The organism is Nonomuraea sp. NPDC051191 (genome assembly GCF_044455665.1).
GTDB lineage: Bacteria > Actinomycetota > Actinomycetes > Streptosporangiales > Streptosporangiaceae > Nonomuraea.
This window is the reverse complement of sequence record NZ_JBITEZ010000037.1, coordinates 15,398-27,528: the sequence shown is the minus strand read 5'-3', so window position 1 is coordinate 27,528 and position 12,131 is coordinate 15,398. Positions and strand designations below refer to the sequence as shown.

Annotated in this window: 12 protein-coding genes; 3 read left to right on the top strand and 9 right to left on the bottom strand. The window is 69.0% G+C overall.

Going from position 1 to position 12,131, the window contains the following annotated elements; translation table 11 throughout:
• Positions 1-470: 470 nt before the first annotated feature.
• From ACIA8R_RS52420 to ACIA8R_RS52410, 3 genes are all read left to right on the top strand, one after another.
• Positions 471-1,793 carry a serine/threonine-protein kinase gene (locus ACIA8R_RS52420; RefSeq protein ID WP_397045694.1) on the top strand — a complete coding sequence of 441 codons (1,323 nt, stop codon included), beginning with the start codon at positions 471-473 and terminating at the stop codon, positions 1,791-1,793.
• A gap of 464 nt (positions 1,794-2,257) precedes the next feature.
• Positions 2,258-2,608, top strand: a complete 351-nt coding sequence (locus ACIA8R_RS52415) for a hypothetical protein (protein WP_397045692.1) — start codon at positions 2,258-2,260, stop codon at positions 2,606-2,608.
• Positions 2,609-3,222: 614 nt separating this feature from the next.
• Positions 3,223-3,486 (top strand): DUF1883 domain-containing protein, encoded by a 264-nt coding sequence (locus ACIA8R_RS52410; protein WP_397045691.1) that lies wholly within the window; start codon positions 3,223-3,225, stop codon positions 3,484-3,486.
• 89 nt (positions 3,487-3,575) lie between these two features.
• On the opposite strand, the gene ACIA8R_RS52405 is transcribed toward ACIA8R_RS52410, so the two are convergent.
• From ACIA8R_RS52405 to blaOXA, 9 genes are all read right to left on the bottom strand, one after another.
• On the bottom strand, positions 3,576-4,586 hold the full coding sequence (locus ACIA8R_RS52405; protein ID WP_397045689.1) for a helix-turn-helix transcriptional regulator: 1,011 nt from the start codon (positions 4,584-4,586) through the stop codon (positions 3,576-3,578).
• A 74-nt stretch (positions 4,587-4,660) separates the two neighbouring features.
• A complete protein-coding gene (locus tag ACIA8R_RS52400; RefSeq protein ID WP_397045687.1) occupies positions 4,661-5,023 on the bottom strand; it encodes an STAS domain-containing protein in 363 nt (120 codons plus the stop codon).
• A gap of 65 nt (positions 5,024-5,088) precedes the next feature.
• Entirely contained in the window at positions 5,089-5,517 is a 429-nt protein-coding gene (locus ACIA8R_RS52395; protein ID WP_364092750.1) for an ATP-binding protein, read from the bottom strand.
• Positions 5,518-6,015: 498 nt separating this feature from the next.
• On the bottom strand, positions 6,016-7,137 hold the full coding sequence (locus ACIA8R_RS52390; RefSeq protein ID WP_397045685.1) for a DUF418 domain-containing protein: 1,122 nt from the start codon (positions 7,135-7,137) through the stop codon (positions 6,016-6,018).
• Between the two features lie 287 nt (positions 7,138-7,424).
• On the bottom strand, positions 7,425-8,786 hold the full coding sequence (locus ACIA8R_RS52385) for a serine hydrolase domain-containing protein (RefSeq protein ID WP_397045683.1): 1,362 nt from the start codon (positions 8,784-8,786) through the stop codon (positions 7,425-7,427).
• 277 nt (positions 8,787-9,063) lie between these two features.
• Entirely contained in the window at positions 9,064-9,204 is a 141-nt protein-coding gene (locus ACIA8R_RS52380; protein ID WP_397045681.1) for a hypothetical protein, read from the bottom strand.
• 345 nt (positions 9,205-9,549) lie between these two features.
• Positions 9,550-10,005 (bottom strand): hypothetical protein, encoded by a 456-nt coding sequence (locus ACIA8R_RS52375; protein ID WP_397045679.1) that lies wholly within the window; start codon positions 10,003-10,005, stop codon positions 9,550-9,552.
• Positions 10,002-11,261 carry an MFS transporter gene (locus ACIA8R_RS52370; RefSeq protein ID WP_397045677.1) on the bottom strand — a complete coding sequence of 420 codons (1,260 nt, stop codon included), beginning with the start codon at positions 11,259-11,261 and terminating at the stop codon, positions 10,002-10,004. The genes ACIA8R_RS52375 and ACIA8R_RS52370 overlap by 4 nt, the downstream gene beginning before the upstream one ends.
• Positions 11,258-12,130 carry a class D beta-lactamase gene (gene blaOXA, locus ACIA8R_RS52365; RefSeq protein ID WP_364104647.1) on the bottom strand — a complete coding sequence of 291 codons (873 nt, stop codon included), beginning with the start codon at positions 12,128-12,130 and terminating at the stop codon, positions 11,258-11,260. The genes ACIA8R_RS52370 and blaOXA overlap by 4 nt, the downstream gene beginning before the upstream one ends.
• Position 12,131 lies beyond the last annotated feature (1 nt).

Sequence of the window (12,131 nt, the reverse complement as noted above, 5' to 3'; positions counted from 1 at the left end):
CCAACCGCGCCCATAGCCCGAATGACGAGCCTCTGACCGGGCGACCTAAGCCAACTCCGGCGACGAAAGGGGCATAAGCTCGCGAAACGCACTCTCAGATGCCGATGGCGTCGGGGCCGCACGCGCTTGTGCCCAGAGCCCATGCGCCCGACGCGCTGGGGGTCCCCGTAGCAAACGGCGGAAGTCCAACGGATTTCCGCCTGACCTGTGGGTTCTCGAGTTCCACGGTTCTTGTTGATCATCTCCGCTACGGTTTGTCACGAATCTGGGTGATCTGTGGCGCGTGGGGTGGTTGATGTCGACGCGCGACTAAGGGTTGGATCTTCCGCGAAAGCTGCATCCAGCGCCAATTGCATCTGATGCGAATACCTGGCGTCACCATCACCCGGGGCCGTGGCCGGCTCCGGCAAGCAACGGATTCTCCTGGGATCATCGACTCCCGCACTCCCCCTCCCCACGGAAGTGGTGCCATGACCACCCCCTTGCGCGACGACGACCCCGCACAGATCGGCCCCTACCGCATCCATGCCCGGCTGGGCGGCGGCGGGATGGGCCAGGTGTTCCTGGGCCGCTCCCCAGGTGGCCGCACCGTCGCGGTCAAGATCGTGCGCTCCGATCTGGCCGGTGACGCAGGCTTCCGGCGCCGCTTCTCCGATGAGGTGAAGGCCGCGCGTAAGGTGGGCGGCTTCTACACCGCCCCGGTCGTGGACGCCGACCCCGAGGGGAACCCGCCATGGCTGGCCACCGCCTACATCCCCGGCCCCACCCTGCACCAGGCCGTCGCCGACCACGGACCCCTGCCGATGGAGTCGGTGGCCGTGCTCGGCGCCGGCCTGGCCGAGGGGTTGGACGCCATACACGCCCAGAACGTGGTGCACCGCGACCTCAAACCCGCCAACGTCATCCTCACCGCGGACGGCCCCCGCCTGATCGACTTCGGCATCGCCCGCGCCCTGGATGCCACCTCCCACACCCGCACCGCCACTGTGCTGGGCACCGCCGCGTTCATGTCCCCTGAGCAGGCCACGGTCCAGACCGTCGGCTCGGCCGCGGACGTGTTCTCCCTCGGCTGTGTGCTCGCGTTCGCCGCGACCGGCCACAGCCCGTTCGGTGAGGGCCCGGTGCACGCGCTCGTCTACCGGGTCGTGCACGAGGAGCCGAACCTGTCGGACCTGCCCACCCCGTTGACCACCCTTGTGGCCGCCTGCCTGGCCAAGGACCCCGCCGCACGGCCCACACCGCGGGCGTTGCTGGACGAGCTGGCCGCCCTCGCCCCGCACAACCCGCAACGTGCTGGTGGGGCCTGGCTGCCGGACGCCGTCACCGAGGTCGTCACGCTGCACGCGACGCGCGTCCAGCCACCGGGCACTCCACCGCCTACCCCTCATGCGCAATCTGTCGGGAACGCGCCCGCGAAGGCGCGGGGGTGGATGGTCGGGTGGAAGGGTGCGGCGGCCGGGCTCGTCCTCTTGGCCCTCGCCCCCACTGCCGTCGTGCTGCACGACGGCGGCACAGATCGCTTCTCCGCCTGGGTGAATCGTGCGCTGACCCACCTCGGCGTGCGCGAACTCGATGCGGGGGACTGTGTCGCCGACATCTACGGCTCGTTGATCAAGGTCCCCTGCGACTCCGCTGACGCCGAATACCGCGTCATCATGAAAGACCCCAACGTGGACTCGCCACGCCCCGATCCGAGCGAGAGCTGCGAGGACGGCAACCTCGCGCAGGATTGGGACCGTGCGGAAGCGACCCCGACTTCCAACCTCTGCTTGCTGTACATCCCTGGCGACTGAAGGCAGGCCACCGATCCAGACACGGCAGGGTCGCGGCGGAGCCGGGCAGGGTGGCCCGCCCTTGCGTTGCGCAGCACCGAGACCGCCATGGATGCCCTGTTCGAGGCCGAGTTCGTCTGCCTCCACGTGCCCTGACCTCGGACGGGTGGACTCGGGGACGGGCATTAACTCCGCAGGTCAAACGCGTCCTCGTCCACCCACTTCACAACCCGCTCGAATGACGTGCCGCTCGGCGCTCCCGCTCTAGTCGGCAGCGGAGATCAATTAGGATCGTGGAACGCGAGAAACCACAGGTCAGGCGTAGATTCGTTGGATTTCCGCCGTTTGCTACGGAGACCCCGCTGGCTCCCTCCAAGCCAGCCACCGCACGTCCCTATCAGCAATCGCATGAACACGCATGGTGGGTGGTCGAGCCTCCGGGTGCTGCTACTTCTCACCGACACTCCGGGCCCGATCACCCCCGGGTGCTGTCCAAACTGACCGACAAAGCGCTGCTGCTACTCACCAGCAAAACCAACCAGCTGCACGCCCACGACTGCGGGGAGCATCTGGAATGGCAACTGCGGACGGAGATCAGCGCCGAGCAGGTGCGCCAGGAGGAAGAACGCGCCGAGCAACTCTTCCCCCACGCGGTAGCGCGCTTCCAGACGGCGCTGCAGGCCCTGCCTGCCGATCAGGCCGACAGCCCCTTCGTGCAGGCCCTGGTGGAACTGGTCACGCTGAACGACGACAAGTTCTGCGGCCGCAGCGGGTTCATCATCCTGCCGGAGTGGGTCGACATCCTGGACCTGCACTTCCCCGCCGCCCCGCAGTAGCGGATGCGGGTCGGTCCTCGGCTCGGGCAGCGTCCCATTCAGCCAGGACGGCCCGCAGCTCCTGCGCCACGGCGGGATCCACGCCCCCACGCTCAGCGGTGTAGCGCAGGTACTCCTCAGCCCCTTGGAGCAAGCCTGACCAAGGGTTGCCGATGACCTGCGCGACGTGGGTCCCGGGTGGCCCGATGTGGGACCAGGCATCGAAACAACTGCCGTCGGGCTCAGGCTCGCCGTTGGACCGGACCGCGGGAATGTGGCCCTCTACGTAACCGCCGCCGGGACCGTGGCACTGCCAGGAGATCTTCAGAGCGCAGCCGCACGCGATGGTGCCGTTCATCTGGGGATATCGGCGCTGCCATTCTTTGTCCAGGTCGTAGGCGTCCGACGCCAGAGGGATGAGCCTGCCGCACAGACAGCAGGTGATCCGGAACTTCGGGCGCGCCATCAAGGTCTCCATGTCTCTGGACGGTCGGGTGCATCTCATGCTGGCAAAGGGAAGCCGCCCCGGCCGGGGCTTTGGAGAAGCGGTCAGCGCACGTCGATGGCCGACGACCCACCAGTAGGTCGTCCTTGCGCGGCCTCCCGGGCGGTGCGTGGCCAGCTACTAATGGTGTGTGCAGCATCTGTACTGGGATCTTGGAGAAACCGGGGCCGGCGCTTGCTTTGAGGTGGACTGGCGCGGGTCGACGGCCCGGGTCTGCCTGATGGACAGCGACGAGTACCAGGCGTACCTCGACCAGGAGGCCTACAAGTACCACGGCGGCTTCTTCGACTACAGCCCTCTCACACTGCAGGTGCCCTACGACGACTACTGGTACCTGGTCATCGACAGCTACGACCGGGTCAAGAAGGCCACCGTTGTCCAGCTCTTCAACTGACCGGTGCCGCCAGGACCAGACCGGCTGCAAGGCCCGCCTGCCCGCTCATCAGGCGGTGCCGGCGCGGATCGCGCCGGGACGTCGGGTGGTCAGCCGTGCAAGGTGAGGCCGGGGGAGCGGCCGAACTCTCGCCTGTACAGCGCGGCGAATCGGCCGGGGTGGGCGAATCCCCAGCGGGCGGCGATGGCGGCGACTGAGTCGCCTCGCCCCGGGTCGGCGGCGCGCAGGTCGTCGTGGGCGTGGTGCAGGCGGATCCGGCGCAGGTAGCCCAGGGGAGTGGTGTCCAGGTGGCGGCGGAAGGCCAGCTGGATGGTGCGGACGGTGACGTGCGCGGCCTCGGCGATGTCGGCCACGGTGATGTCCTGATCGGCGTGGGCCTCCAGGTAGGCGATGGCGCGGCGCAATGTGTCCCGGTGGGCGTCCCGGCCGGCCAAGTGAGCTGGCTCGGCAGCGGTGGTGTACGGGAAGACCGACAGCGTGACCGCGGCCAGATGCCGGGCAGCCTGTGCCAGGATCAGCGGGCTGTGCATGGCGTGCGGGTTGCCCGCGACCGCGCTGTGCACGTAGGCGTAGGTCCGCGTCCACAACACGCCGGCCTCCCGCGAGACAGGCCGATGGCTCAGCAGCCGCACCCGGCCCCCGCCGCCGGAGGCGGACGGGGCCTGGCCGGACGGTGCGGCGAGCTCGGCTGCCACGTCACCGAGCAGGACCGGGTCCAAGACGGCCACGTCGCAGGCCAGGTCGCGCAGGCTCGTCTGGAACGGCCGGCCGGGCTGGGCGGCCAGGAACACCTCGCCGGGCCGGTGCAGCACCTCCTCCCGCCCGGACCGGTAGCGCAGCCGTCCCGAACGCAGCCGCCCAACGCACAACGTGCCGAGCGGTTCGCAGTCGGCCTCCAGAGCCGCCTGGACACTCACCCGGTCCAGCCGCACGGCGCCCAGGTGCTGCTGTTCGATGCGCAGGCGAGGCTGCTCACCTGACGCGCTGAGCCGCATCGAGGTGTATTGGCGGCGCAGCACGACCCCGGCCGCCTCCAGCCCGGCGGCTTCCAGCACGTCCGTCATCGCCTCCCCCTCCCCGGCCCTGATGAGACGGAACATTGACCCCTTACCGGTCCAGAGGGTTATATTGCGGCGCCCGCCCTCCCGCGCTCTCCCTGGGCCTGACGGGTGGGTCAAGCCAGGGCGGCCAGTGCTTGGTCCAGCGTGTCGTAGCTGGGGATACGCTGAGCCAGGCCGGTGATCCACATGACTTTGACGCGGGCGTAGTCGGCGCCGATCAGCGCGAACTTCTCGCCGCCGGTGACGGCGCGCTGCCAGTGGTGCACGATGAGGCCCAGGGCGCGCGAGTCCATGAAGGTCACCCCGGCCAGGTCCAGGAACAGCGCGGGACCGGCCTGGTCGAGGTAGTCGGCGAACTGGTCGCGGGTGGTGACATCCAGCAACCCGCTGATGGTGATGACGGCGATGCCGTCCACGAGCCGCGAGGTCAGGGTCAGCGGCGCAGGCGGTACATCGTCACTGCCGACAGTGATCACGGATGCCATCCTAGTCCGGAATGTCTGCCGCGCACATCGGCCCCCGGGAGGAGGGTTTGTGCACGTCAAGAGCAGTCTGGGCTACCCGTGGGGCCGGGGGTGTGCGGGGTGCGGGGGGTGTTCATGGTCAGGGTCAGCAGCGCGCCGCGGCTGGTGCGTTGCAGGTGCACCCCGTCGCACAACCGCTGGATGATCCACAGCCCGTGCCCGCGCATCGCGGTCGGATCGATCTCCGCGGCGTCCAGGTGCTCGCGGGTCAGCTGGCCGGAGGTGTCCTCGATCTGAACGAGCACAGCGCCAGGCCGGGCGTGCAGGGTGAGCGTGCCGGCGCCGCCGCCGTGGTCGAGCACGTTGGTGACCGCCTCGTTGACCGCCAGCACCAGATCCTCTAACCGCTCCCCGCGCAACCCGCCGGCGTCGGCGTAGGCATGCACCACATCACGCAGTCGGCCTAGATCGGCGTTGATCGGGCAGCGGAGCACCCGCTCTGTCATCATCGCCGCTGGCCCGGCACAGCAGACGGGGAGGGGAGCGTAAACACCTTTCCCCGCTGACCTGCAGATCCAACATCAAACCCAGAAAGCCGAACAGGTGAACCGCTAGAAGCTCTGCCGTTGCGGGGATGGGATCACACAGCCTGAGCGGAGGGTCCGGAGAGGAATCCCGCTTAGAGTGCCATGCTGCGAAAAGGAACATACCGGTCGAACCCGTGCAATCCACTTCCGGATACGCCGAAGCGGCTGAGAGGCTGGCTGAGCAGTACGAGAGCGTCACGTTCGCAGAGGTCCACCGCGAGATGCTGCACTTGTTCCCCGCACGGCCGAGCTCGGTGCTGGACATCGGTGCGGGCAGCGGCCGCGACCACCCGCTCGAAGACCGGACAGCAGGGTTGCCTTCTGCTCCAGGCGCAGGTGTGTGTGGCACGCTAGTGAAGATGATCGCGCCCGCAGTGGCCAGCCCCACACACAGGGCGGGGCTGCCGACCGTGTAGATCAACGGGACAGTCGACGCAGGGCGATCTCGCAGGGCCCCCGGTGGCCGACCCGGCGCATCCAGTCGGCCAGCACGATCGACAGCAGCCAGACCGCCACGCCGATGGCGTGTGCGGCGGCGCCGCCCATGGCATCGGCCAGGTCCAGCGTGAAGGGATAGAACAGGGCGTAGAACACGACGGACTGGAAGAGGTAGAAGCTCAGCGAGCGCTGGCCGAGCGCCACCAGCGCGGTCGTGAGGCGGCCGCGGTTGCCGCCGATCTTGACGGCGATCAGCCCCATGGCGGCGGCCAGTCCGATGCCGCCGGCGTATCCGGCGATCGTGTGCACGATCGCCGGCAGCCAGGTCGAGTCGGTCGTCCACGCCCCGGTCGAGATCAGCGCCATCGGGAGCCTGCCGACAACGGCCAGGGTGAGGAAGGAGACGGTGACGCGGCGGAGCAAGACCACGTGCAGCTCGGGGTCGTCGATGATCCGGCGCCGGGCGGCCCAGATGCCGATTGCGATGCCGGGCACCACGAGCAGGACCATCCCCGGTGCTTTCGCCGGCCACATCACCAGGTGGAAGAGCAGCTGACTGGCGAAGTCGTCCTTCATCAGCGGCGGCAGCGACTCCGGGTGGCCGCCGGCCGCCGCGGCGTGCGCCCGGACGGTCGTCCATGCCACGATGGCCGTCGCGGGGACAAAGGAGATCGCTGCGGTCCAGAGCAGGACCGAGTCACGGGCGCGGATCATGGGCGCCATGATCAGTAACGCCATGCCGTACGTCGCGACGATGTCGATCGGCACCAGCAGCGTCGCGTGCAGGAACCCGATGACGAGCAGCCAGAACCCCCGGCGGCGCAGCAGCTTGCGGACCGAGGGCCAATCGCTGCCCTGAGCGAACTGGCTGCCGGCCAGCTGGCCCAGCCCGTAGCCGAACAGGAACACGAACATCGTGCGCGCCAGGTTGTCGGCGACCAAGACCTTGAGGAACTGGCTGACGGTGTTGAGCGCCGATGGGCCGAGGTCGGCGTCGCTGACAAAGGTCGGCGCATGCGCTAGCGCGATCAACAACAGCATGACGCCGCGCGCCAGGTCGGGGGCAAGCGCGCGGACCCGTGTCGGAGGCGGCGCCTGCACGCTTTCCGAAGGGACAGTAGGCATGGATCACTCCTGCAAGAAGGGAGAAGAGGAGAAGGGAAAGAGGATTCTGGGCGCTTGTCCAGGGCCTGGTGGACCCGGGCGAGCAGGGTGGGGCGGGCGGTGCCGGCCAGGGGCGAGGGCGTGGGAACGGTGCAGTGCTCGGGACGTCATGCGTACGGTCGCGGCCATCGGCGGCCTCGATCCGTCCGTCCTCGGCGACGCCCAGCACCGCGCCGGGATGCCGTGGTGGGCTGCCAGTTCCTGCAGCGACTCCTGGAGTTCGGTCATCCGAGGCAGGATCGGACGGCCTTGGCCAGGTTCGATGCCCGCGGGTCGTCGGGCCGGTAGTTCCACAGGTTCGTGACGTAGCCGAAGCCGACACTGGCGTCGGGGTCGGCGAAGCCGATCGATCCGCCGGAGCCCGGGTGGCCGAATGACCCCGGCCCGGTCATCGGCAGCGGTGGGCAGGCTCGCCAGAACCCGAGCGACATGTAGAAAGAGCGGTCGGCCGGGAGGTTCAGCCCCGGCGGCAGCCCGTGCATCGGTGTCCTGTCGGTCTGGACGGCCGTCATTCTCTCGACTGTCGATGGATTGAGCAGCCGAAGCCCGTCGACGTCGCTGACCGTGGCGGCATACATCCGCGCCACCGATCGGGCGTCCGCGAGCATGTTCGCGGCAGGGAACTCGGCCGCGCGCCAGGCACGCGTGGTGTAGACCTCGGGGTTGGTCAAGGCGCCGCCGAGCTCGCCGGCGCGGGCCTGGACCGAGCCCGGAGCCCACACGGCGTTCACCCATGCCGTGACCGTGTCCGCGTCGAGCCCGGTCATCGCGATCAGCCCGGCCAGCAGCTCCTCCAGGCTGAACGGGGCGGCGTCGTGGAGCCGGGCCACCCGCTTCTCTTCCTTCTCGGGCAGCCCGATCCAGGCGCTCAGCCCGAGAGGGGCGGCAACCTCCTCGGCGAAGAAGGTGCCGAGTGACTTGCCGGTGATCCGGCGTACGACCTCGCCGATCAGGAACCCGTACGTGACGCTGTGGTAGACGTGCTCGGTGCCCGGCTGCCACAGCGGCTTCTGGGCCTCAAGCGCGCGGATGACGGGGTGCCAGGCGCAGGCCTGCTCGAACGTCAGCGGCCCGTCGGCGATGGGCAGGCCGGCCTGGTGCGACAGTAACCAGCGCACCGGGATCTGCTCCTTGCCGGCGGCGCCGAACTCCGGCCAGTACCGGGCCACCGGGGCGTCTAGATCCAGCTCGCCGCGCTGGACCAGCAGGTGAGCACAGATCGCGGTGGCGCCCTTCGTGGTGGATGCGACCTGGACGATGGTGTTCCTGCGCCACGGCCGATTCGCCTCGCGATCGGCGAGGCCGCCCCACAGGTTGACCACGGGGCGGCCGCCCACGTAGACGCTGCACGCCGCGCCGACCTCGCCGGAGTTTCTGAAGTTCGCGCGGAACGCGTCGGCGACTTTCCCCCAGCCGTGCTCGACACCGCGCTCGACATCGTCACCACCACCGCTCGCGGAGGCGTTGGCGCGGCCGGCGAGGACGGCGTGTGCGCCGGCGAGCGCGCCGGCACCCAGCACGCCCTTCAACACGGTCCGGCGCCCGACGTGTCCCTGCTCGGGTGTCCCGATTGTCGTGTCTGCCATGCTCTGATTCCTTTCTAGAGAGCTGAAACTCAGGGATCTGAGACTCTTGGAGAAGACGTACGCCTGGATCGACCGGGACGGCCAGGTGTAGCGTGGTCCTCCAGCGCCACCCGCTGGAACCGCTCACAACCCGATATTCATCTCGCGCAAAATCTCCTGAAAGCCTCCGCCCGGTGGCGCGAGCGAGCCGAGAGATTGCTGTTCTGTTCAGGGCAACCGCGCCGCCGTCTTCCTGTCCCACGCTGATCGGGATCAAGACACGCCCGATCGATGCGCCCTAGGAGATCTTGCGGCGGTAGGTGTCCATGGCGAAGGCAAAGGCGACGACGAGGATGCCGACACGGCCGGACAGGATCGCCAGGACGATGCCCTCCAGCGTTCCCTTGCCCTTGAGCATCTCGGTCATCTGCTTGCCCACGGAACACCCCCTCTTCCAGCTACTCGGTGATGCCGACTACTGGTACAAAGTACTACTGACTACTGGTACTCGGCAACACTGAATAGCTAGGAAATGAGCCGACACCGTAAGCGCACGGGCGACCTGATCGCTGCCCGTGAGCGAGCCCGCCACCACCCCTTAGAAGAAGACGGGCTGCGATCAGCCCACCGAAGATTGCGACCGCCGGCTTCGCCGTCGTGGATGCGGGGGTTAGAGAGATTTGGAACGGAATCCGGCATCAACGGGGTTCCCGCTGGTCATGTAGCTGATCCGCTCGTTTTTGGAGACGCGGATGAACGCCGGATCTCGTTCCATCGCACGGGGTCATGAAGCCGATGGCACCGTGGCGTCCGCTTCGTCGTGCTCGCGGAGCATGCGCAGGACGGTGGCCGGGGACGGGTGCCGGCCCCTCTTCTTGCCTTTGGTGAGGACGAGGCGAGCGGCGATGTCGCGCAGGCTGAGGTTCTGCTGGCGCAGGTGCAGGGCCATGGACAGCATGGCGTCGTCTGTGACAGCGGCGCCGCCGATGGTCTTACCGCGGGCACGGGCGGATTCGTGGCCTTCCAGGGTGCGGTCGCGGATGTACTCCCGTTCCATCCCCGACAGCGCGGCCAGCACGGTGAACACCACGCCGGACGGATCGTGGCTGCTGTTGCGGCAGATCCATCTCCGGCGGCAGCTCACCAGCGTGTCGTTGGTGAGCAGTTCGCCTATCTCCAGGGGGCTCCGGCGTCCGCACGGGCACACCCACTCGGCAGGGGTGGTCACAGAGTCGCTCACGGCCTGGCCTTCAGCCGTCTGCTGCACGATGAACGAGGCAGTCGTGAGGAAGTGGCCGCCGCTCGCGCCCTCGCTGTGGATCGCGCCGCACCAGCGGCAGCGGACGTGATCGTCCCGGCGGGGACGCAGGCCGCAGCGGCGCAGGCGGTCAACGTCAGGATGACCAGTGCCGCCGTCGCGCCGCCTGGTCCCCGGTCGAACAACCCGCCCACCGCGATGCCACCGGCGAACGCGACCAGGCCCGACAGGAACGTCTGCACGCCCAGGTACGCCCCGAAACGCGTCGGCGGGGCGAGCCGGGCGATCGTCTGGAACACCGCCGGCTGGAGCAGCCCGTCGGCGAGCCCGTGCAGCACGGCCACCAGCACCAGGCCTGGCAGCCCGGTGCCCGCGCCGCTTGCCAGCAGCAGATGGCCGCCTGCGGCGAGCAGCAGTCCCGCGCGCAGCACGTGCGGGCGGTCGGCGCGGCCGGGTACCACGCACCACGGCTGGACCGCGGCCGACACCATGGCGAGCACGCAGGAGAACACGGTGACCGCTGTCGCGTCCGCGCCGCCGAGCGGTACGACCACCGACGACTGGTCGGTCAGCAGCATGGCGGGCGCCGACACGGCCGCGAACCCGATGAACACCCGGTCCCGAAGTACCGTTCGCACTCCGGAGACGACCCCGTGCGGCACCTGTACGCGAGGGACGTGCCGCAGGAGTGAGAACAGGAACGCCGCCACGCCCCACAGCGCTGTCGCCGTCAGCGCCACCAGCCAGTAGCCGACGTTCAGCAGCGCCAGCCCGAGCATCGGGCCGGCCACCGCCGCGACCTGCAACGTCATCGCGTACGCCGCGTATCCGCGCGCCCTTCGCCGTTCGGCGAGCCCGGCCAGCAGCGACTGCGCCGCCGGGTGGAACAGCGCCCCGCCCGTGCCCAGCAGCACCACGGCGACGATCAGCCAGGGCAGGCTGGACACAGTGCCCAGCAGGGCGAACCCGGCCGCGCGCAGCAGGCACGCCAGAATGCCCATCCGTACCGGGCCAAGTACGTCCACCAGCACGCCGACCGGCAGGGAGAGCGTGTGCTGCACGAGATTGCGCAGCGCCAGCACCAGGCCGATCCCTCCGGCGGCCAATCCGAGGTCGGCTCGCAGGTGCAGGACGACGTGTGCCATGGCCGCGAAGTAGCCCAGCGAGATGGCCGCCTGAACGGTGACGACCACGGTGACCGTGCGACGGTCACCGTGGTCTGCGGGGGAGACGGTCACGCCGCGGGCAGGACGTTCAGCCGGTACAGCAGTTGACGGGCGAGCGTGGCGCGCTTGGCGGCGTCGGCGTCCTTGGCTATGTCCATGTTCAGCGCGAAGGTGTATACGCGTCCGCCGCGCTCGACCCAGCCCGTCCACCAGCCGGTGCCGGGGCTGGGGGCGTTCTGCCAGCCTGACTTGGCGTACAGGGTGTACCCGTTCTTCTTCTCCATCAGGATCAGGTCCTGGACGGTACGCTGGTTCGCGCGGGAGGCGGGCAGGCGCAGGGCGGCCAGCCGTTCCATGAACCGGGTCTGCTCCACCGCCGAGATCTTCAGCGGGCCGTCCAGCCAGAACCGGTCGACCACGGTCCCGGTCTGCCGGTTGCCGTAGCCAAGCCGGTGCAGCCACTGACGTTCGCGCGTGAGGCCGATGCGGCGGGCGATCACCTGGAACGCCGCCGCGTTGGAGATGCGTACGGCCTCCCGCATGGTCATGTCCTTTTCCCACTCGGGATACGGCTGCGGCGTGCCGTCCCAGGGGATCACCTCGTCGGGGCTCTTGACCACGCCCGTCTCCAACGCGACGAGCGCGTGCGGGACCTTGAAACTGGACGCGGGCACCATCGGCGTCTCCGCGCGCCGCCGGTCCACCACGGTCGTCGTCTTGGACGACACGTCCAGCAGCGCGAACGTGCCCCGCACCCCGGCCGTGTCGAACACCGTACGCAGGTCGTCGCGCACGGTCGTTCCCGGCCGCACCTCGACAGCCACAGTGGCGGCGCCGGCTGAGGCGGTGGCCGCGTACGAGGGAGCACCGAGGAGGGTGAGTGAGGTGGAAACGATGACGCCCAGCCCGGAACGGAGGGCCTGGGGGATTGCCTTCTTCATG